The organism is Pontibacter sp. T17 (genome assembly GCF_057219875.1).
Genome location: NZ_JBXVVW010000002.1, coordinates 827,912 through 847,080, shown reverse-complemented (window position 1 = coordinate 847,080; position 19,169 = coordinate 827,912). Strand labels below are relative to the sequence as shown.

Annotated in this window: 22 protein-coding genes; 17 read left to right on the top strand and 5 right to left on the bottom strand. The window is 58.4% G+C overall.

The annotated features are described in order from the left end of the window. Positions 1 to 55: 55 nt before the first annotated feature. The 7 genes from AC2D8O_RS11660 to AC2D8O_RS11630 all read left to right on the top strand — a co-directional run bounded on the left by AC2D8O_RS11660 (position 56) and on the right by AC2D8O_RS11630 (position 6,865). The gene (locus AC2D8O_RS11660; RefSeq protein WP_484678999.1) at positions 56 to 1,375 is read left to right on the top strand and encodes a hypothetical protein; all 1,320 of its coding nucleotides are present in this window, start codon (positions 56 to 58) and stop codon (positions 1,373 to 1,375) included. An 11-nt stretch (positions 1,376 to 1,386) separates the two neighbouring features. Further along, positions 1,387 to 2,421, top strand: coding sequence for a DHH family phosphoesterase (locus tag AC2D8O_RS11655; RefSeq protein ID WP_484678998.1), 1,035 nt, complete (start codon positions 1,387 to 1,389; stop codon positions 2,419 to 2,421). Continuing rightward, on the top strand, positions 2,414 to 2,911 hold the full coding sequence (locus AC2D8O_RS11650) for an FKBP-type peptidyl-prolyl cis-trans isomerase (protein WP_484678997.1): 498 nt from the start codon (positions 2,414 to 2,416) through the stop codon (positions 2,909 to 2,911). Before AC2D8O_RS11655 ends, AC2D8O_RS11650 begins: the two co-directional genes overlap by 8 nt. Before the next feature lie 85 nt (positions 2,912 to 2,996). After that, positions 2,997 to 3,371, top strand: coding sequence for an FKBP-type peptidyl-prolyl cis-trans isomerase (locus AC2D8O_RS11645; protein WP_484678996.1), 375 nt, complete (start codon positions 2,997 to 2,999; stop codon positions 3,369 to 3,371). Positions 3,372 to 3,489: 118 nt separating this feature from the next. Continuing rightward, a complete protein-coding gene (locus tag AC2D8O_RS11640; RefSeq protein WP_484678995.1) occupies positions 3,490 to 4,284 on the top strand; it encodes a hypothetical protein in 795 nt (264 codons plus the stop codon). 59 nt (positions 4,285 to 4,343) lie between these two features. Continuing rightward, a complete protein-coding gene (gene lipA, locus AC2D8O_RS11635; protein ID WP_484678994.1) occupies positions 4,344 to 5,231 on the top strand; it encodes a lipoyl synthase in 888 nt (295 codons plus the stop codon). Between the two features lie 5 nt (positions 5,232 to 5,236). Then, positions 5,237 to 6,865: a S8 family serine peptidase gene (locus tag AC2D8O_RS11630; protein WP_484678993.1), complete on the top strand. Its 1,629-nt coding sequence runs from the start codon at positions 5,237 to 5,239 to the stop codon at positions 6,863 to 6,865. A gap of 9 nt (positions 6,866 to 6,874) precedes the next feature. On the opposite strand, the gene AC2D8O_RS11625 is transcribed toward AC2D8O_RS11630, so the two are convergent. The 3 genes from AC2D8O_RS11625 to AC2D8O_RS11615 form a co-directional block, all read right to left on the bottom strand. Beyond that, positions 6,875 to 7,354, bottom strand: a complete 480-nt coding sequence (locus AC2D8O_RS11625) for a glutathione peroxidase (RefSeq protein ID WP_484678992.1) — start codon at positions 7,352 to 7,354, stop codon at positions 6,875 to 6,877. Between the two features lie 91 nt (positions 7,355 to 7,445). Further along, a complete protein-coding gene (locus AC2D8O_RS11620) occupies positions 7,446 to 8,048 on the bottom strand; it encodes a glutathione peroxidase (protein WP_484678991.1) in 603 nt (200 codons plus the stop codon). A gap of 67 nt (positions 8,049 to 8,115) precedes the next feature. Further along, positions 8,116 to 8,751: a DUF4294 domain-containing protein gene (locus AC2D8O_RS11615; protein WP_484678990.1), complete on the bottom strand. Its 636-nt coding sequence runs from the start codon at positions 8,749 to 8,751 to the stop codon at positions 8,116 to 8,118. A 127-nt stretch (positions 8,752 to 8,878) separates the two neighbouring features. Here AC2D8O_RS11615 and AC2D8O_RS11610 point away from each other — a divergent pair, with 127 nt between their 5' ends. From AC2D8O_RS11610 to AC2D8O_RS11600, 3 genes are read left to right on the top strand one after another with little or no spacing between them, the layout of a single operon-like run. Then, positions 8,879 to 9,529: a 7-carboxy-7-deazaguanine synthase QueE gene (locus AC2D8O_RS11610; RefSeq protein WP_484678989.1), complete on the top strand. Its 651-nt coding sequence runs from the start codon at positions 8,879 to 8,881 to the stop codon at positions 9,527 to 9,529. Then, a complete protein-coding gene (locus tag AC2D8O_RS11605; protein WP_484678988.1) occupies positions 9,529 to 11,505 on the top strand; it encodes an OmpA family protein in 1,977 nt (658 codons plus the stop codon). The genes AC2D8O_RS11610 and AC2D8O_RS11605 overlap by 1 nt, the downstream gene beginning before the upstream one ends. Next, a complete protein-coding gene (locus AC2D8O_RS11600) occupies positions 11,506 to 11,952 on the top strand; it encodes a thiol-disulfide oxidoreductase DCC family protein (RefSeq protein ID WP_484678987.1) in 447 nt (148 codons plus the stop codon). A gap of 4 nt (positions 11,953 to 11,956) precedes the next feature. On the opposite strand, the gene AC2D8O_RS11595 is transcribed toward AC2D8O_RS11600, so the two are convergent. Together AC2D8O_RS11595 and AC2D8O_RS11590 are read right to left on the bottom strand one after the other, a co-directional pair. Beyond that, positions 11,957 to 12,418: a demethoxyubiquinone hydroxylase family protein gene (locus tag AC2D8O_RS11595; RefSeq protein WP_484678986.1), complete on the bottom strand. Its 462-nt coding sequence runs from the start codon at positions 12,416 to 12,418 to the stop codon at positions 11,957 to 11,959. Next, on the bottom strand, positions 12,411 to 13,004 hold the full coding sequence (locus AC2D8O_RS11590) for a GbsR/MarR family transcriptional regulator (RefSeq protein ID WP_484678985.1): 594 nt from the start codon (positions 13,002 to 13,004) through the stop codon (positions 12,411 to 12,413). Before AC2D8O_RS11590 ends, AC2D8O_RS11595 begins: the two co-directional genes overlap by 8 nt. A gap of 64 nt (positions 13,005 to 13,068) precedes the next feature. Between AC2D8O_RS11590 and AC2D8O_RS11585 the strand changes: the two genes are divergently transcribed. From AC2D8O_RS11585 to AC2D8O_RS11555, 7 genes are all read left to right on the top strand, one after another. Next, positions 13,069 to 13,602, top strand: a complete 534-nt coding sequence (locus AC2D8O_RS11585) for a class IV adenylate cyclase (RefSeq protein ID WP_484678984.1) — start codon at positions 13,069 to 13,071, stop codon at positions 13,600 to 13,602. A gap of 65 nt (positions 13,603 to 13,667) precedes the next feature. After that, entirely contained in the window at positions 13,668 to 15,206 is a 1,539-nt protein-coding gene (gene gltX / locus AC2D8O_RS11580) for a glutamate--tRNA ligase (protein WP_484678983.1), read from the top strand. A gap of 111 nt (positions 15,207 to 15,317) precedes the next feature. Beyond that, positions 15,318 to 15,527, top strand: a complete 210-nt coding sequence (locus tag AC2D8O_RS11575) for a hypothetical protein (protein WP_484678982.1) — start codon at positions 15,318 to 15,320, stop codon at positions 15,525 to 15,527. A 35-nt stretch (positions 15,528 to 15,562) separates the two neighbouring features. Continuing rightward, positions 15,563 to 16,459: a hypothetical protein gene (locus tag AC2D8O_RS11570; RefSeq protein WP_484678981.1), complete on the top strand. Its 897-nt coding sequence runs from the start codon at positions 15,563 to 15,565 to the stop codon at positions 16,457 to 16,459. A gap of 47 nt (positions 16,460 to 16,506) precedes the next feature. Further along, positions 16,507 to 17,289: an enoyl-CoA hydratase/isomerase family protein gene (locus AC2D8O_RS11565; RefSeq protein WP_484678980.1), complete on the top strand. Its 783-nt coding sequence runs from the start codon at positions 16,507 to 16,509 to the stop codon at positions 17,287 to 17,289. 14 nt (positions 17,290 to 17,303) lie between these two features. After that, the gene (locus AC2D8O_RS11560; protein WP_484678979.1) at positions 17,304 to 18,062 is read left to right on the top strand and encodes a glycosyltransferase family 2 protein; all 759 of its coding nucleotides are present in this window, start codon (positions 17,304 to 17,306) and stop codon (positions 18,060 to 18,062) included. Between the two features lie 12 nt (positions 18,063 to 18,074). Then, positions 18,075 to 19,139 (top strand): ABC transporter permease, encoded by a 1,065-nt coding sequence (locus AC2D8O_RS11555; RefSeq protein WP_484678978.1) that lies wholly within the window; start codon positions 18,075 to 18,077, stop codon positions 19,137 to 19,139. The last annotated feature ends 30 nt before the right edge of the window (positions 19,140 to 19,169 follow it).

Sequence of the window (19,169 nt, the reverse complement as noted above, 5' to 3'; positions counted from 1 at the left end):
GTATGCTGGGCTAGGCGTTTTCCGTTACCTTTGAAAGGTAATCTTATCTATTGTCATGCAACTGCAGCGGATTCGTCTGGGCCTCGTGGCCATGTTCAGTCTGGTGATGTCGCTGGGAGCGTATGCTCAGGAGAACCTGGACATAACTGCCGCCAAGGCCGACCCCATCACCCGCATCTTCGACGACAACCGTAATACGGTCGCGGGGTACGTGTATTACGTGCTTGAAAAAGAGTCGCGCTGCTGCGGCAACGACGCTATCTACCTGGAAGTCCGCATCCGGCCCGATGGCACAGTAGAGAGCGCCCGCGCACTCACTGGCAGTAACAAGTGTATCCAGAAGTCGGTGGTCGACATCCTGAAAGACATCAAGTGGGAGGCTTCGGGCTTCACACAAACCAAGCCGATTTACTTCGAGATCAAGCCTGCGCTGCGTTGTTCAGGCCCAGATAAGGACAACGAGTACATTCCGCTGACGATCGTAGCCCGTCAGGCCCGCGCTGCTGGCACGGCCATTGCCACTACGGCCCAGCAGCCTGCTGCCGCACAGCCAGTCAGCACGCAGCCTATGACGGTAACGGCACAGCCTGCTGCTGCCAGTCAGCCCGCCACACAGCCAGCAGCCAAGCCTGCACAGACCACCCAGCAGCCTGTAACCACTGCCACCGCCCAGCCCAAGCCCACTACCCAGCCTGCGGAGCAGCCCAAGCCGACCACTCCTGCTACTACACAGCCTGCCGCTACACAGCCAGTTGCCACTACGACCCCTGCTCAGCCACAGCAGAAGCCCGCTGAACAGCCCAAGCCCACAGCTCCCACAACATCTGCTACGCCTGCAACTACTCAGCCGGCAGCTGCCACTACGGCGGCGCGTAGTACTCCTTCTGCACAGACGCCCGCCACCCAGCCCGCCAGTTCGGCTGGCGTTACGGGCAATGTAGCAGTGCCTGCACCCCGGTATGTAAGTGCTGGCGACCGCAAGCCTGATGCCTCGCACCAAGGCAGCAGCGCCAATATGTCGGGTCCACGAGCTACCACGCCTGAGTTTGTAGAAGGCGAAACCATGCTGGCGCTTTACATCAAGCGCGAGTTGCGCAAGGCCAACGCCTGCGGCTTTGCACATGTGTTGGCCGAGGTTACCGTAGAGAAAGATGGCACTGTCAGTTCGGTGCGGGTGTTCCGGGCCAACAGCAAGCAGGTGCTCGATGCCATTTCGCCCATCCTGGCTGGCCTCAAGTATAAGCCCGAGACGCTGGCTTTCCGCCAGAATGTATATATCGAATTCAAGGCCGATGTCGATTGCCCGGGCAACCCCGGTCGCCAGACCAATCTCGACCAGGTGCCCAGTTTCCTCAAGACCGACAACAGCCAGTAGTAGAACGCCGAATGGCCTATTTTGAACCGAACGAGCGGCTGGCGACCATCCTGCGCCAGCCCTCAAAAGTTGTGCTTACCACCCACGTGCGCCCTGATGGTGATGCCGTAGGGTCTACGCTGGGGCTGATGCACTGGCTGCGAGCGCAGGGCCACGATGCCCGGGTTACATTTTCCACGCCAGTACCCGATTACCTGCAATGGATGCCCGGGCTGGAGCATACCCTTGATGCGGAAGCAAATCGTGACGAGTGTCTGGCACTGCTTGCACAAGCCGATGTTGTTGGCTGTCTGGATTATGGTGTGCTGGACCGCGTAGGTGGAGAGCTGGAACCTGCGGTTCGCGCTGCCAAAGCCCGTGGCGCGCTTATACTGCATCTGGATCACCACCTGGACCTCGAAGACTTTGCCGATGTGCTGTGTCGTGATGTGAAGTCCAGCAGCACCTGCGAACTGGTGTACCGGCTCATCCGCACCTATGAACCCGGCTATGTTTTCACAAAGGATGCCGCCACAGCTCTATACACGGGTATCATGACCGATACGGGCTCTTTCCGGTTCGACAGCACCACTCCGGCCGTACACCGTGCCGCAGCCGAACTCATCGACGCTGGTGTGGAAGTAGGCAAAGTGCACCACCGCACCTTCAGCGAGTTCACCGAAATGCGCACCCGTTTTCTGGGCTATTGCCTGAGCGAACGGCTGCGTGTGTTGCCCGAGCTCCGCACGGCCTACATCGTTGTTACCCATGAAGACCACGAGCGGTTTCAGTTGCGTCCTGGCGACACAGAGGGCATCGTTAACTACGCGCTTGGCATCCGTGGCACCAACTTTGGCATCATCCTGATCGAGAAGCAGGGCGAGGTGAAAATGAGCTTCCGCTCGGTGGGGCGATTCTCGGCCCAGGCGTTCGCTGGCAACTTTAATGGCGGCGGCCATTACAATGCCGCTGGTGGCCGAAGCGCCCTTTCGCTGGCCGAAACCGAAGCTCGCCTCGTAGCTTTACTCCAAGAGCACAAACAGGAACTCCAATATGAACATGAATAAGACCCTCGTTGTAGCGACGCTGGCGCTGTCGGCGCTGGCATGCAGCAAGAAGGAAGAGCAGGCAGCCGAAAGCACTGCTCCTGCGGCGGCGGCACAGGCTGCGCCCAGCTTCACGCCCTACAAAATCGATTCCATCACACCCATTCAGGCTGCACCAGGTGTAAAGATTTACATGGTGGAGAAGGGTACGGGTCAGGTGCCTAAGCCTGGCCAGGAAGTGGTGGCACACTACCACGGCATGCTGCCCGACGGCAAGGTGTTTGACAGTTCATTTCTGCGTGGCCAGCCTTTCAGCTTTGCGCTGGGACAGGGGCGTGTAATCCGTGGCTGGGACATCGCTTTTGCACAGCTGCCCGTTGGCTCTAAAGCTGTGCTGGAACTGGCACCAGAAGTGGCCTATGGGGAGATGGGCGCCCCCCCCGATATTGGCCCCAACGCCACGCTGCTCTTCCACGTAGAATTGCTGGGCTGCAACGGCAACGCACAATAAGCTAAACCCCCACCTGCTCATTATGCGCAATCTTCTTTTTTGGGCATTTGCCCTCCTTTTCGCAGTTTCCTGTGCCTCCAAAGACATGAAGCCTCCCTACGATTACGCCAACATTCCTGCCAAAGAGCTGGCCCCGGGCCTCAAGGTTTACATCATTCAGGAAGGCCAGGGTAAAGTAGCCCGTCCATATCAGACGGTTGTCGTGAACTACCATGGCATGTTGGAGAATGGCAAGGTATTCGACAGTTCGTTTGAGCGCGGCCAGCCTTTTGATTTTGCCGTAGGCGAAGGCCGCGTCATCAAAGGCTGGGACGTTGCTTTCAGCCAACTGCCCGTGGGTACCAAAGCCGTGCTGGAACTGTCGCCCGAAATGGGCTATGGTGCCACAGGTACGCCCGGTGGTCCTATTCCGCCCAACGCCAAGCTCTTCTTCCACGTAGAGTTGCTGGAGGTGATGTAACCACCCTCAGAACCCAACACAGCCCTGCTTCGGCGGGGCTTTTTTGTGTTAAGTCAGCTTAAGTACGTTAATGGGCACCCGCTGCCGCCTATATTCGTTCTGGAAGAAACCACCACCGATGCGTCTGAACTTTCTGAACCGGATGGCGCTGGGCAGCCTGTTGCTGTTCGCCAGCCTTGCAGGTGTGCAGGCCCGGCAGCGTACAGCCACGGGCAGCGACCCTAACGTGCCCCAGAACGATGCCATAGAGCAGCGCCGCAACGCCTTTAATGTGGGCGCGCACCTTCACTCCTTTGGCATAGGCGTTGATTTTCAGTACACCCGTGTGTGGAAGCCGCGCTATGAAATGCTCTTCAACCTGTCGTTGGCATCTTTCAAAGAACGGGGCGAGGGTCGCATTCCTGGCGCAGGTGCTTCACAAGGGTTCAGCGATTACATTTTTGAGAAGCAGAACTACACCTACTTCGCCAGCCTTACAGCGGGTGTGCAGTATGTGATTCTGCAGCGTACCGAGTTCAGCCGTGTGCAGCTGAAGGCGGGGCTTTCCACTGGCCCCACGCTTGCGTTGCTCAAGCCCTATCTGGTGTACATCGTGGGCTCCAATCCCAATTTCCCCGACCCTGTTGTGTACAATCCCTTTGTGGCCACCAACATTCCGACCCGACCTCACCTCCCCAGCGATGTCATTGGCGAAGTAGACTATTTCACCAACTTCAGCCTGAACACGCAACTGGGATGGCGCCTTCGTGCCGACGTCACGCTGGACCTGTCCGGCACCAGCTTTTTTGTGCGGGCCATACATGCGGGCGTACAGTATGATTTCTTCAGCCAGGCGGTTCCCATTTCTACCCGCGATAACCGTACAGGCTATTTTGGTGGCTATCTGGGCTTTGTAGTGGGGAGTGCGTGGTAGTAAGCGCTTTTCGCACATTTTTGCATCCCAGCACGTTTTAGAACAAACTCCGCCTACTCATGATCGAACTGCCGGTTGTCTCTCCCCAGAACGAAGCCTCCAATGCCCGCGCCAAGCGGCCCGACTGGTTGCGCGTGCGCCTGCCCTATGGCGAGAGTTACCGCAGCGTGCGGCAGATTATCGACGAGCACAAGCTGCACACCGTATGCGAAAGCGCCCGCTGCCCCAATATGGGCGAGTGCTGGGGAGCTGGAACGGCTACCTTTATGATTCTGGGCAACGTCTGCACGCGCTCCTGCACTTTCTGCGCCGTAGCCACTGGCAAACCCAACGAGTATGACCTGGACGAGCCCAACCGCGTGGCCGAGGCCGTGAAGCTCATGGGAATCAAGCACGCGGTAATTACCAGCGTAAACCGCGATGAACTGGCCGATGGTGGTGCCAGTGTGTGGGCGGCTACTATTCGCGAAGTGAAGCGCCTGAACCCCGGCGTTACGATGGAGACGCTGATACCCGACTTCAAGTCGCGCTGGGAAGCACTTGAACTGGTACTGGCCGAACGCCCCGACGTGGTGTCGCACAACATGGAGACCGTAAAGCGGCTTTATCGTCGTGTGCGCCCGCAGGCCAAATACGAACGTAGTCTCGAACAGATACGCCGTACCAAGGAATACGGCTTGCGCACCAAGAGCGGCATCATGCTGGGGCTGGGCGAAACCCGCGAAGAGGTGTATGAAATCATGCGCGACCTCGTAGCCCACGGCTGCGACGTACTGACCCTGGGGCAGTACCTCCAACCCACCAAGATGCACCTGCCCGTAGAGGCTTTTGTTACGCCTGAAGAGTTTGCACACTTCAAGGCCATTGGCCTTGAGTTGGGCTTCAAGTATGTAGAGAGTGGCCCGCTGGTGCGTTCCAGCTACCATTCCGAACGCCACCTCGGCTGATTGGCATGAGGGCGGCCCGTGTACGCCTCTTGGCGTTGACTGCACTGTTGCCGCTGCTGTTGGGGGTGCAGCGCCCTGCGCCGCGTCCTTTCTACCATCTCGTTTTTTTCAACGACAAAGGCCTGCAGGCCGACTCGGTCCTGCGCCACCCACAGGCCTTTCTGTCTCAACGTGCGCTGGACCGTCGTGCCCGGCAGGGCATTGTTATCACAGCAGCAGACCTGCCAGTGGCTGGTGCTTATGCCGTCGCGCTGAAGCCCTATGTGACGCGTCAGTTGGGGGGCTCGCGCTGGCTCAATGCCGTGCTGGTGCAGTTTGCCTCGCCGACCGACAGCCTGCTGGTGGCGCGCATGCCCTTCGTGCGTGAAATACGCCAGCTGGACAGCCGCAGGCTGCGCAGCCTCAGTACGGCCGAGAATGCAACTGTGGAAATCGCCGCAGGGGCAAGCAGCACTCAATTGCGCCAGATACAGCTGCACAGTCTGCAGGAACAGGGTTACAGTGGTCAGGGCGTAGCCATTGCCGTACTGGACGCGGGCTTTCTGGGCACCGATATCAATCCGGGGCTGGCTCACGTGTTTATTTCAGGCCGCCTGCTCGATACCTGGGACACCTACGAGAACAACCGCCAGGTATACGACGAATCTACTCACGGGGCAGAGTGTCTCACGGTGCTGGCAGGCGATGTGCCCGGCACCTATCGTGGAGCTGCTCCATTGGCTTCCTATTTTCTGTTGCGTACTGAGGTGGAGTCTTTTGAGCGCCATCTGGAAGAATACAACTGGTTGCGCGCCATCGAATGGGCCGACTCTGCCGGGGCGCAGATCGTCAGCAGCTCACTGTCATATGCGCAGTTCAGTGCGGGCGAAGGCGATTACACCTACTCAGACATGAACGGCCGCACTACCATCATAGCCCAGGCTGCTCAGGAAGCAGTACGCCGGGGTCTGCTGGTGGTGAACAGTGCCGGAAACGACGGCAACCAGCCATGGCGCTACATCAGCTCGCCCTGCGATGTTGATTCTGTTTTGTGCGTGGGGGCGGTGAATGCCCAGATGGAGTATGCGTCGTTCTCCAGCATAGGCCCCAGTGCCGATGGCCGTGTAAAGCCGGATGTTGCCGCATTGGGCGCAGGGGCTGCCGTGCTGCGGGGCAGCGGAAATGTCAGTTACCGGAACGGCACTTCTTTCAGTGCGCCATTGGTGGCAGGGCTAGCAGCCTGCCTGTGGCAGAAACACCCCACCCGCAGTGCCTGGGATATACTGGATGCCATACGCCGCAGTGCCAGTCAGTATCAGCAGCCAGATGCTTTCCTTGGGTATGGGATTCCCGATGCCCTTCGTGCCGATGCCCTTCTGTCAGGCCGCCCGCTGCCAGAGAATACCGTTGGCCTGCACCTGAGCCCCAATCCGGTTCGTGACCAGCTGACGCTCACCTGGATGCAGCCCGTTGCCGGCAACTACCGCGCTACCGTGCTTGATCTGCTGGGCCGAGAGGTGTGCAGTCTGGGCCGTTTTGCTACAGGCGTACGCTATGAAATAAAACTGCCCCCGTTGTCACCGGGGGCATATATAGTATGGGTCCAGCCCGAGGGTTCCGGTAAGCCAGAAACTGCTCGGCTGTTGGTGCAATGACAGGGACACTCAGGCGTTGAGAGCCTCTGCAATCGCCTGCTGAATCTCGGCATCCTTGATAGAGGCTGTGGGCGCGAATGAGCGGATGACCTTGCCGTCTTTGCCCACCAGAAACTTCTGGAAGTTCCACTGCACTTCGGCACCAGTAGCTTTGGTCAGGTGGTCGTACAGCGGATGAATGTCGGCCCCCTTCACGCTGATTTTGCTGAACATCGGGAACGATACATCGTAGGTCAGCGAGCAGAATTCCTTGATCTGCTGCTCGGTGCCCGGCTCCTGGCCGCCGAAGTTGTTGGCGGGGAACCCGAGAATCTCCACGCCTTGTGCTTTGTGGTCGCGGTAATAGAGCTCGAGATCGGCATACTGGGGCGTGAGGCCGCACTTGCTGGCGACATTTACCAGCAGCAGTACCTTCCCTTTGTATTCGGCCAGATTTTGTTCCTTGCCATCTATATCCTTGAGGCTGAAGGTGTGAACGGAGGTGCTCATGTGAAGTGTCGGTTGGGGTTTCAGGGTAAAGGAACGCCCGACCAGTGTACCAGTCGGGCGTGGAGGAGTTAGGTGTTAGCGCAGGTCGGTATCAGAGCGCGGCATTGACGGCGTCCAGAAACTCCTGCTCGTCTACAGTGGTGCGGGGCGAGAAGGTGCGGATAACCTTGCCGTCTTTGCCCACAATAAACTTCTGGAAGTTCCATTTCACCTCTTCGCCAGTGGCGGTGGTGAGGTAGCGATACAGTGGGTGCATGTCGTCGCCCTTCACGCTGATTTTGGCAAACATCGGAAAGGATACGTCGTATTTGGCTTTGCAGAATGCCTTGATGTCTTCATTGGTGCCGGGTTCCTGGCCCATGAAGTTGTTGGCTGGGAAGCCCAGTACCACTACGCCCTTGTCTTTGTATTGGCGGTAGAACTTCTCGATGGATTCATACTGAGGGGTCAGGCCGCACTTGCTGGCCACGTTTACCACCACTACTACCTTTCCTTTGTAGGCGTCGAGCTTCTGCTCCATGCCGTCAATGGTGAGCATGGTGAAGTCGTAGAGCGTCTGGTTGCTGGCGGTGGCAGGGGTGTTAGCGGCCTGCGCTACGGGCACATTGCTTTCAGCAGAGGCTTCGGGGCGGGAGTTGCAGGCAGTGAGGCCTAGCATCAGACCTGCCAGCAGTAGGAGTCGTGGGTTTTTCATTGTTGCTGAATTACCCACCTAGAACCACATCTTATGGCCAAAAGGTTCGGCCCTCTTTCCCCCTTTTTCAGGAACCAGGCGCTGGATAGGGAAGCATGAAGCCGTGGGCGGCAATCTCCTCTTCAATTTCTTTCACCACATAGGCGATGTCCCAGTCTGCTTGGGGGTCAAAGTCGTCCTTCAGGTTGGAGCCGAATACCCGGGCTACAAACTGCCAGAGCATGGCACTTGATGTGCTCTTGTACTCCTTGATCAGTTGATAGGCAGTAATGCCCGTCTGCCGGTTGATGAGCTTGATGAGGATGCGGCCCTGTGTGATGGTGAGCTTGCGCAGTTGGGGTTCATACTTCTTGAAGAGGTCTTTCTCCAGGCGCTTCACATAGGCCTTGGCGTCTTTCTTCTTGCCCAGCCGCGCCAGTTCGGCGTCAACCTCCTTCACGATACGTTCGGCCTCCAGCGCCAGCGGATATACTTTGCGCACGTTGTAGCGCAGGCGGCTCCAATGTTCCACTTTCTTGCGGTAGGCACGGATTTCTGCTTCCGTCGGGGCCTTCTCAACGAAAGTGAGGGTGTCCAGTTCAAAGATGGGAATACTGTCGGCGCCAATGGGCGCCTGGCTGCGCTGTGCAAAGCCCAGTAATGTCTGCCCCCAGCAATACGGGCCCGACAGCAGGCAGAAAAGTACCAGGAGAAGGCGATGCATGCGGGTAAAGGCGGGCAGTCTGTCCTCCCAAGAACGGAAAATCCGCGTAATCCAATACAGCCTGGGTGCGAAAGGTCCGGTTTTTGCCGTTACCTAAGCCTGACACCCCCTGTTGTAACTTGGACCAGTGAAAACCGCCGAGCGCCCCATTTCCAATCGCAGCCTCCGTGTGGGGGAGTATCCCATAATGGAGCATTTCTACACTTTGCAGGGCGAGGCGGCCTTCAGCGGAGTGGCTGCCTATTTCATCCGCCTGGGAGGCTGCGATGTCGGCTGCCATTGGTGCGATGTAAAGGAGAGCTGGGATGCCGATGCCCATCCGTTAATGCTTGCTTCGGAGTTGGCCGAACTTGCTGCCGCCAGCGGCACCCAGCGTGTCATCATCACTGGCGGAGAACCTACACTCTTTGACCTGGCACCCCTGGTGGATACGCTTCATGCCAAGGGACTGCTGGTGCACATCGAAACCAGTGGCACCAACCCACTAACAGGTGCTTTCGACTGGGTGTGCTTCTCGCCCAAGAAGTTCAAGGCCTCCCTTGAGGAATACTACAGCCACTGCCACGAATTGAAGGTGATTGTGCATAACCGCCATGACCTGAAGTGGGCCGAAGGTCATGCCCAGAGGCTGACCGAAGCTGGCAACGCAGTAGCTGTGCGTTATCTTCAACCAGAATGGGACACGCCCGACAGCGTGGCCTGGTGCATCGAATACATCAAGGCCAACCCCCAGTGGCGGCTGAGCCTGCAAACCCACAAATACCTCAACATCCCCTGATGCTGCGCACTACTCTCACACTCTTTCTGCTGCTGCTGTCGCTGGCGGTGCTGGGGCAACGCAATGGCCAACGCCGTCCGCTGCCAGGCCGCGACCCCAAGGAATACGGCATCAAGTCTAAGAAGGCTGCTCAGTACTACGAAGAGGCGATGGTGGCCGTGGGCTACCGCGGCTGGACCGAAGTAGTGGACTGGTGCGACAAAGCCATTGAAGTCGAACCGGCTTTCGACCTTGCCATCTACCGCAAGGGCGAAGCCCTCATGCAGCTGAACCGCACCATCGACGCCCGCGCCGTTCTGCTGAACCTGACCCATAAGTATCCCAACTACGAGCCGCGTTTCAGCAACCTCTATTTCTTTCTCGGCACCATTGCCATGAGCGAGGGCGAGTATGCCGACGCACAGAAGTGGTATGCCAAATACCTCGCAGGGCGTGGGCAGTATCCGCCGTATCTGTCACAGGCTCAACAGGATGTACAGCGGGCTGCCTTTGCCGCCCAGGCCATGAAGAACCCCGTGCAGTTCAACCCCCGCAACCTGGGTGCGGCTATCAACTCTCCCGGCCATGACTTCATGGCATATACCACTGCTGACGACCAGTATCTCTTTTTTACGTCTCGTCGGCAGGAAAGCCTGGGTGGGTTCAATCCGCTGGAAGGAGACTTTGATGAAGACTTCTATTACAGTACCCGACAGTCAGATGGCAGCTGGGGGCCAGCCCAGAATCTGGGGGCACCCATCAACACAGTACAGAATGAAGGCGCAAGCTGTATTTCGCCAGATGGCCAGTGGGTAGTTTTTACTGCCTGCAACCGCCCAGGTACTCCAAGCGGCTGCGACCTGTATATCGCCCGTCTCAGTGGTACCAGTTGGGGCGAACCTCAGTCGCTTACCGCTGTCAACTCGCGGTTTTGGGAGTCGCACCCCAGCCTGTCCAACGACGGCCGCACACTCTTCTTTTCATCAGGCCGCCCAGGGGGCTATGGCAAAGCTGACATCTGGTATAGCCAGCTGGTGAATGGTCAGTGGACGGCCCCGCGCAACGCCGGTCCTGCTATCAACACCCCCGGCTCGGAATATGCCCCCTTTCTGCATGCCGACGATCAGACCTTCTACTTCTCCAGTGATGGACATGTCGGCTTTGGCGGAGTTGATCTCTTTATGGCCGAGCGGGTGAATGACACCACCTTCGCCAACGTCCGTAATCTCGGCTGGCCCATCAACTCGGCGCGTGACGAGCAGAGCATCTTTGTTACTTCTTCTGGTGAAAAGGGCTATTTCAATACAGACCAGCCGGGTGGGGTTGGCCGCAATGACCTTTACGAGTTTGACCTCGACCCCAGCATACAGCCCAAGCGCGCTACCTACGTGCGGGGTCTCGTGCTGGACAGCCTCTCGCGCCGTCCGCTTACGGCAACCGTGCAGTTTCTGGACCTCGCCACCGGCGACACCGTCCGTAGCGTGCAGAGCAACAACGCCACTGGCCGCTTTCTGCTGTCACTGCCGCTGGAGCGCAACTATGCAGCTATCGTTTCGGCGAAGGGCTACCTCTTTTACAGCCAGAACTTCTCGCTGAAGAACCTTGCAGGCAAACAGTATTACGACCTCTCCATCCTGCTTCAACCCATCCGTGAGGGAGCCACAGTGGTGCTGCGCAACATCTTCTTTGAATTTGACAAGGCCGAGCTGCTGCCAGCCAGCCAGTCGGAGTTGAAGGCGCTTATCAAACTCCTGCGCGACAACCCGACCATGCGCATTGAAGTGCGTGGCCACACCGACAACCAGGGCACGCCTGCCTACAATCTGGGCCTTAGCAACCGCCGCGCCAATGCCGTTCGCGAGTGGCTGATAGCGCAGGGAATAGCGGGTACGCGCCTCGTGGCCAAAGGATACGGCGAGACAGTTCCTATGGCCCCCAACACCACCGAGGAAGGAAAGGCGCTGAACCGTCGTACCGAGTTCCGGGTTATCAAGTAAATGGAAGCTGCGCAGCCGCTCTCTGAGACGGATAGTCAATTGATGCAGGGCCCCCTGCTGCTGTTTGACGGCGTGTGCAACCTGTGCAGCGCCAGTGTGCAGACAGTGTTGCGGCACGACCGCACCGGACGAATTCGTTTTGCCTCGCTTCAGTCTGAAGTGGCTGGCAGGCTGCTTCGCGCTGCTGGCCGCGACCCTCAGCAGCTTACCTCGCTGGTGTTCATTCAGCAGGGGCACATCTACATAGAGAGCGATGCCGCCATACGGCTGGGCATTGCCATGCAGGGGCGATACGCTTGGCTGGCGCGGTTCTGTGGGGTGTTCCCGCGTTTCCTCCGCGATGCAGTGTATCGCTGGGTGGCGCGTAACCGCTACAGGCTCTACGGCAAGAAAGAAAGCTGCTGGTTGCCGCGGCCCGAGTGGCGTGCGCGGTTTGTAGACCAATAGCGGCTTAACGAGTCATCAGCTTGCGCTGGTCGTTGAGAAAGTGCTCCAGTGTGTGCAGTACATCGTGCCCGGGTTCGGTATGCTCAAGCTTCTGCATGCGTATGGCCTCAACCATCGAGCGCAGGTTGCCTTGCAGGCGCAGGGCTTTCAGGTAGCGTTCGTAGCGGATGATGATCCAGTGCTCGAGGGTGTGTTCTATCCAGGCCACCCAGCGGTCGGGCAGGGGGGCGGTGAAGAGGCCAAACAGGTGCCCAGCCCAATAGAGGTATTTGCTGTACCAGGCAGGCTCCCAGCCGCGGCGGCGCAGCAGATCCATCAGGAATGCCTGATGCTGGGCTTTGCGCTCGCGCAGCTGTTGCAGGGTTTCGCCGCCGTGGGTCAGCTGACGATACCAGCCCAGCCGCATCGACTCGCGGGCATGCAGGTCGCGCAGGGCGCGTTCGGTTTCTTTCCGCAGGTCAGGCATTGGGGCGCAACAGTTTCAGCAGAGCCTGTATCTGGCTCCGGTTTTTATTTTCCAGCAGCGGCAACATGGTCTGCAACACGGTGTTGAACAGGCCCATGAAGTCCGACATCTCCTGTATGTTTTTCTTGAAGGCCGCTTCTTCGTCTGTGAGGGCGCGGCGCTTGCCGTCGGCGTCTTTGTCCAGCGAGGCTGCAATGACGCTCAGGTGGCGGCTTACGGGTGCAATTTCCTTGTCGTTCCGCTCGCGGATGATACGGGCGGTCATGGTCCACACGTCCTTTTCGGCTTCAAATAGGTCCTTGCGCGTGTCTTTGTCGTGCTTGTCCACCTTCAGTACCAGTCCCCATTCCAGCAGTTTGCGCAGGTTCATGTTGGCGTTGCCGCGGCTGATGTCCAGGGTGGCCATGATGTCGTCGGTGTCCAGCGGCTGCGACGAGGCGTAGAGCAGCGCGTATATCTGGGCCATGGTTTTGCTGATGCCCCAGGCCGAGGCCATGTCGCCCCACGCCTCGATGAACCGGGCACGGGCATTCGACAGTTCGGCCGAAGTGCCAGCGGTGGTGGCGGGTGGGGTTGGTGCTGACATGCTGTTATAACGCTCGCGCAAACTTACTAATTTTCAATTCTGATTGAAAATATCTGAATTCTGTATGGCACACCTTAACATCGAGTTCAAGGCCCGCTACAACGCACACGACCACGCCCGCACACTTTTGACAAACGCTGGGGCACGGCTTCAGGGCACTGATACTCAGACGGACGTTTACTTTGATGTGCCCTATGGCCGCCTGAAGCTGCGCTACGGCCCCATCGAGAACTCACTGATACAGTACAACCGGCAGGAGCAGGCCGGCCTGAAAAGCTCGCAGGTGTCGCTTGTAACTTACCCCGACGAAGCCACAGCCCGCACCACAGCCGAGGTACTGGCTGCCGCCCTGCCGGTGAGGGTGCGCGTGGCCAAGGACCGTGAAATCTGGTGGCTTGGCAACCTGAAGTTCCATCTGGATGAAGTAGAGGGCTTGGGCCGTTTTCTGGAACTGGAAGCCATAGATTACGACGGTACGCTTGGCGCCGATCACCTGACCCAGCAGTGCCAACCCTGGATTCAGGCGCTGGGCATTGCCCCGGCCGACTTCGTGGCAGCCTCCTACAGCGACCTGCTGCTGGCCATCGCTACTAAATGATGACCGGAATCTGCCTGTTTCGCTGCGTTTTACCCTAACTTTGCGGCCTGTTTTTGCCGATTATCATGTCTCGACCTGTCAGGGTGCGCTTTGCCCCCAGCCCCACCGGTGCCCTCCATATTGGCGGGGTACGTACTGCGCTGTACAACTATCTCTTCGCCCGTCACCACGGCGGCGTCAACATTCTCCGTATCGAGGATACCGACCAGACGCGCTATGTGCCCGGGGCCGAAGCCTATATTATTGAGGCGCTCCAATGGTTGGGCATCACCTTCGACGAAGGCCCGCACATCCCTGGCAGCCCCCATACGCCCTATCGTCAGAGCGAGCGCAAACCCATGTATCGCCAGTATGCTGAAGAGCTCATTGCCAAAGGCTGGGCGTATTACGCTTTTGACACCGAGGCCGACCTCGACGAGATGCGCAAGCGTGGCGAAGCCGCTGGTATCAAGAGCCCGCAGTACAATGCCGTCCTGCGCGAGCACATGAAGAACTCCATCGCGCTGCCAGAAGACGAAGTCAAGCGCCGTCTGGAAGCTGGCGAGCCCTACGTTATCCGCTTCATGATGCCCCGTCGCGAGGACGTCCGTTTCCAGGATCTCATCCGCGGCTGGGTGACCGTCAACACCTCGCAGCTCGACGATAAGGTACTGCTGAAGAGCGACGGCATGCCTACCTACCACCTGGCCAACATCGTAGACGACCACCTGATGGAAATCACCCACGTCATCCGGGGTGAAGAGTGGCTGCCCAGCACACCGCTGCACGTGCTGCTGTATCAGGCGTTTGGCTGGGAAGCACCCCAGTTTTCGCACCTGCCTCTACTGTTGAAGCCCGATGGCAACGGCAAGCTGTCCAAGCGCGACGGCGACCAGCTCGGTTTCCCGGTCTTCCCGCTGGAGTGGAAGAACCCCGAGACCGGCGAAAAGGCCAGTGGCTACCGCGAGAGCGGCTACCTGCCCGAAGCCGTTATCAACTTCCTGGCCCTGCTGGGCTGGAACCCCGGCCATGACGAGGAGGTGATGTCCATGGATCGTCTCATCGAACTCTTCTCACTGGAGCGAGTAGGAAAGAGTGGCGTGAAGTTCGACTACCAGAAGGGCCTGTGGTTCAATCAGTACTATCTGCGACTGAAGCCCGCCAGTGCCTACCTCGACACCGTGAAGCAGCAACTGGCTGCCGAAGGGCTGCCGGTGATGGCCGACGACAAGCTGGCACATGTCATCGAGCTGATGAAAGACCGCGTGAGCTTCGTGCACGAGTTCGTACCCATGGGCCGCTACTTCTTCGCCGCCCCTACCGAGTACGATGCCGACATGAAGGCCAAGCGCTGGAACGCCCTGACGGCCAATTTCGTGACTGCCCTGGCCGATAAACTGGCTGCCCATGCCGACTGGACGCCCGCTGCCCTGGAAGCTGCCTTCAACGAGACCGCCGCTGGCCTGGGCACTGCTCCCGGCAAGGTGCTGGCAGGTGCACGTTTGGCGCTCACGGGTATGCCATTTGGCCCCGGGGTGTTCGAAATCATGGCCATCATTGGCCAGCAGGACACAGTTGCCCGACTTAAGGCTGCGGTGGCTGCCCTGGGCACCCCTGCCGCATAAGGGGGGTGTACCAACGGCGGATTCCGTACGTTTACCTGAGAGGGCCGCAACCTTTTTAGGCGATTGGCCCTCTTTGTTGTACCTTCTCTCCTCCGACCCCACGCTTACACCATGGCACGCAAGCCCAAACAGCAGGAAACGCCACAGGTGAATCCTGAACTCAACGGATTCGATATCCGCATAAACGAGTTCGGCGAAATCATCTCTACGTTCGACGTCCAGAAAATCAATAACTTTCTCGATAAGAACGTGGACGACAAGAAGTTCCGCGGAATTGATGTCGTGAAACGCAAGGATGGCAAGACAGAAGACGAAGCCTGAACCACTAGACTACTACCGCGGCCTGCGCCCTCTCCATGAAACGTAACAGTCTCATCAATTACACCAAGGAAGCCTTTACCCTTACCCCCAACCTGGTCTATCTCGTAGGCCTGCTGGTGGGTACGGTGGCAGGTATTACGCTGGACCTGCCAGGTTCCATTGTAGGCTCTTTTGCCTTCCTAGGTGCAGGTCTCGAAATGCTGTATCTGGGCTTTATGCCCCTGAACAAGCGTTTCATTCGTGCTGTCAATTCCAAGCGCCACACCCAAACGGCACAGGTAGACCAACAGGTGCGCGCTCTCAAGTATCTGACCCAGCTGCCCAAGTCGTCGCTTGAGAAGTATACCGAGCTTTATCGCAAAAAGCAGCAGATCAGCGACAATCTGGCCAAGAACATTGGTACTGGCAGTTCCAGCGCCTTCATGGACTCGTACATTGCCAAGGTTAATGCGCTCGAAGCCTATTATGTAGAACTGCTCTATGACATCGACCGGTTCACAAAGTTTCTTGAAAGTGAGTCGGCTCAGCGCCTGGAAGGTCAGCAGCGCCAGATGGAGACCGAGATGCAGGGTTCTACCGGCAAAATGCAGGAACTGTACCGCAAGCGCCTCGACCTCATCGCCAAGCGCAAGGAGAAGAATGTGTCGGTGAAGGAGCAGTTGCAGGTGGCCCAGCTACAGATCGCTATGCTGGAAGACACCGTGAACTACCTGCTGGAGCAGTCCATCACGCTGAAGAACCCCGACGACATTACCCGCGCCATCGATCAGGTGCTCTTCGAAACCGAGGAGCATTACCAGTCCATTCGCGATATACAGGGCATCGTGGACGAGTTCACGCCCGAAGGTGCCTTTGCCGAGTCGCGCATTGAAGCAGTAGACAACACTCCCAGCGGCCCTCGCAGCCAGCAGCAGGGCATTGCCGGCGCCTGACTTTGGTAGGGTTTGCGTAGTTTGCAGGCCCTAATTTCCAAGCAGGCATGTCATTTGAAACGCTTCTGGTGGAGCAGCATGGTGCTGTTCGTCTCATCACCGTCAATCGCCCCGACCGGCTCAATGCGCTGAACCAGACCGTTCTACGCGAGTTGGAAGCCGCGTTTGATGCCGCCGCAGCCGACTCGGCTACCCGTGCTATCGTGCTCACTGGCGCAGGTCCCAAGGCGTTTGTCGCTGGTGCCGACATTTCGGAATTTCAGGAATTAGACGGCCCCGGAGCGGTGGCCCAGAGCAAGCGGGTACATCGCTTTTTTACTGAGAAAATTGAGGGTTCTACCAAGCCGGTTATTGCAGCGGTAAATGGCTTTGCGCTGGGAGGCGGATGCGAGCTGGCCCTCTCATGTCACCTGCGGGTGGCGGCTGAAAATGCCAAGTTTGGCCTGCCGGAAATCAAGCTTGGCCTCATTCCCGGCTATGGCGGAACGCAGCGCCTTACCCGCCTGGTAGGTCGTGGCCATGCACTTCAGATGGCCCTCACGGGAGATATGATTGATGCAGACAAAGCGCTTCAGATAGGCCTCGCCAACGACGTGTGCCCGCAGGTAGACCTTGTTTCTACTGCCATTGCCCTTGCTAACCGTATTCTGGCCAACAGCAGCAAGGCAGCCTCACTCATTCTGCAGGCGGTAAACGGTGCCGAGAACCCCAAGGTAGACGGCTTTACTCTTGAGTGTGAACTCTTTGGTCAGGCCATTGCCAGCGCCGATGGCCGCGAAGGCGTAGCTGCCTTTCTGGAAAAGCGCAAGGCCAATTTCACTGGTAACTGATTTCTTCGTCGCGCATGCTCAACGGAAAGAAGATTGTAGTGGTGATGCCCGCCTACCGTGCGGCATTGACGCTGGAGCGCACCTACCGCGAGGTGCCGCTGGACATTGTGGATGAAGTAGTGCTGGTAGACGACCACAGCCCCGACGATACCGTGGAGGTGGCCCGCAAGCTGGGAATTCGCCACGTGGTGCGCCATGACCAGAACAAGGGCTATGGCGGCAACCAGAAGACCTGCTATGATACCGCGCTGTCGTTGGGGGCCGACATTGTCATCATGTTGCATCCCGACTACCAGTACACGCCCATGCTGATTCCCAGCATCGCGCACCTGCTGGCCAGCGACCTGTACGACACCGTACTGGCTTCACGCATTCTGGGCAAAGGCGCTTTGCAGGGCGGCATGCCGATGTACAAGTACATTGCCAACCGGCTGCTCACCTTCACGCAGAACGTGCTGGTAAACCACAAGCTGAGCGAATACCACACTGGTTACCGGGCTTTCACTCGTAAGGTGCTGGAGGGTATCGATTATCATCAGAACTCCGACGACTTCGTGTTCGACAACGAGATGCTGTCGCAGATCATCATGCGCGACTACCGTATCGCTGAGGTCTCCTGCCCCACGAAATATTTCGAAGAGGCCAGCTCCATCAACTTCAAGCGGAGTGTCATCTACGGCCTGGGGGTGCTGCGTGTCAGCTTCGGGCATTTGCTCCACCGCTGGGGCCTGGCAAAACTGGCCATGTACAACGCGCCGACCCGCAGCCGCTAATCCTGCCGCCCCATGCAGCAGTTGTTGTTTCGTCGTCTGGGAGCTGCCCTGCTGGTGCTGCCAGGTATTGTAACGCTGCTGTTTCTGGTGTTTTCCCTGCTGGGCGACCCTGCCCGTATGTTGGCCGGCCAGCGTGGCGATGCCGCCACACTCAAGCTCATTCGCCGCGAACTGGGCCTGGATGCGCCCCTACATGTGCAGTATCTGCGCTACCTCAATGACCTGAGCCCAGTGGGGACGGTAGACTCCCTCCGCATGGCGACAGGGCAGTGTCAGTGTCTGCCAGTGGCAACGCTGGACAACGGCGGTGCCTATGCGCTGAAGCTGCCCTATCTCCGGCGCTCCTACCAAACAGCCCGTCCGGTGCTGGATCTCCTGCTCGAACGGTTCCCGGCCACGCTGCTGCTGGCAGTATCAGCCATACTGATTGCGGCGGCACTGGGCATCCCATTGGGTGTGTGGGCGGCTGCCCGCCGCGACACCTGGGCCGACAGATTGGCTTCGGGCATCGCGGTGCTGGGCGTCTCAGCCCCTTCTTTCTTCGTGGCAGTGCTGCTGGCCTGGCTGCTGGCCATCAGTCTGCACGAGTGGACGGGCCTCAACCTCTCGGGTTACGTGCGGGCCCATGCCGTACTGTCCGATGGCTATGTGTACCACTGGCGCAACCTGCTGCTGCCGGCGCTCACACTCGGCATCCGCCCGATGGCACTACTGTTTCAACTGGCCCGCGGCGGCATGATAGAGGTGCTCCAGGCCGACTATATCCGTACTGCCCGTGCCAAGGGCCTTTCAGAGCGCAGGGTTTTGTGGCGCCACGCACTGCCCAATGCCCTGGGCCCAGTTATCACGGCCCTGTCAGGCTGGTTTGCCTCGCTGCTCACAGGGGCCTTCTTTGTAGAGTACGTGTTCGACTGGCCCGGTATCGGCAAGCTCACCGTCGATGCCCTTTTCGCCAATGACTATCCCGTAGTGTTGGGTGCCTGTCTTTTTACCGCGGGCATCTTCATACTGACCAATCTGGTCGTAGACCTCCTGTATCCCCTCATCGACCCGCGTGTGCGTACCAGCCGCGCATGATGTCGGTTATTTCTTCGTTACCGCAGGCGA

Coding starts and splice junctions, on each gene's coding strand:
- AC2D8O_RS11600 (WP_484678987.1), top strand. CDS start 11,506: ATGGAAGCTGCGCAGCCGCTCTCTGAGACGGATAGTCAATTGATGCAG.
- lipA (WP_484678994.1), top strand. CDS start 4,344: ATGATCGAACTGCCGGTTGTCTCTCCCCAGAACGAAGCCTCCAATGCC.
- AC2D8O_RS11565 (WP_484678980.1), top strand. CDS start 16,507: ATGTCATTTGAAACGCTTCTGGTGGAGCAGCATGGTGCTGTTCGTCTC.
- AC2D8O_RS11555 (WP_484678978.1), top strand. CDS start 18,075: ATGCAGCAGTTGTTGTTTCGTCGTCTGGGAGCTGCCCTGCTGGTGCTG.
- AC2D8O_RS11660 (WP_484678999.1), top strand. CDS start 56: ATGCAACTGCAGCGGATTCGTCTGGGCCTCGTGGCCATGTTCAGTCTG.
- AC2D8O_RS11630 (WP_484678993.1), top strand. CDS start 5,237: ATGAGGGCGGCCCGTGTACGCCTCTTGGCGTTGACTGCACTGTTGCCG.
- AC2D8O_RS11575 (WP_484678982.1), top strand. CDS start 15,318: ATGGCACGCAAGCCCAAACAGCAGGAAACGCCACAGGTGAATCCTGAA.
- AC2D8O_RS11570 (WP_484678981.1), top strand. CDS start 15,563: ATGAAACGTAACAGTCTCATCAATTACACCAAGGAAGCCTTTACCCTT.
- AC2D8O_RS11590 (WP_484678985.1), bottom strand. CDS start 13,004: ATGTCAGCACCAACCCCACCCGCCACCACCGCTGGCACTTCGGCCGAA.
- AC2D8O_RS11645 (WP_484678996.1), top strand. CDS start 2,997: ATGAAGCCTCCCTACGATTACGCCAACATTCCTGCCAAAGAGCTGGCC.
- AC2D8O_RS11620 (WP_484678991.1), bottom strand. CDS start 8,048: ATGAAAAACCCACGACTCCTACTGCTGGCAGGTCTGATGCTAGGCCTC.
- AC2D8O_RS11560 (WP_484678979.1), top strand. CDS start 17,304: ATGCTCAACGGAAAGAAGATTGTAGTGGTGATGCCCGCCTACCGTGCG.
- AC2D8O_RS11605 (WP_484678988.1), top strand. CDS start 9,529: ATGCTGCGCACTACTCTCACACTCTTTCTGCTGCTGCTGTCGCTGGCG.
- gltX (WP_484678983.1), top strand. CDS start 13,668: ATGTCTCGACCTGTCAGGGTGCGCTTTGCCCCCAGCCCCACCGGTGCC.
- AC2D8O_RS11585 (WP_484678984.1), top strand. CDS start 13,069: ATGGCACACCTTAACATCGAGTTCAAGGCCCGCTACAACGCACACGAC.
- AC2D8O_RS11655 (WP_484678998.1), top strand. CDS start 1,387: ATGGCCTATTTTGAACCGAACGAGCGGCTGGCGACCATCCTGCGCCAG.
- AC2D8O_RS11650 (WP_484678997.1), top strand. CDS start 2,414: ATGAATAAGACCCTCGTTGTAGCGACGCTGGCGCTGTCGGCGCTGGCA.
- AC2D8O_RS11625 (WP_484678992.1), bottom strand. CDS start 7,354: ATGAGCACCTCCGTTCACACCTTCAGCCTCAAGGATATAGATGGCAAG.
- AC2D8O_RS11595 (WP_484678986.1), bottom strand. CDS start 12,418: ATGCCTGACCTGCGGAAAGAAACCGAACGCGCCCTGCGCGACCTGCAT.
- AC2D8O_RS11640 (WP_484678995.1), top strand. CDS start 3,490: ATGCGTCTGAACTTTCTGAACCGGATGGCGCTGGGCAGCCTGTTGCTG.
- AC2D8O_RS11615 (WP_484678990.1), bottom strand. CDS start 8,751: ATGCATCGCCTTCTCCTGGTACTTTTCTGCCTGCTGTCGGGCCCGTAT.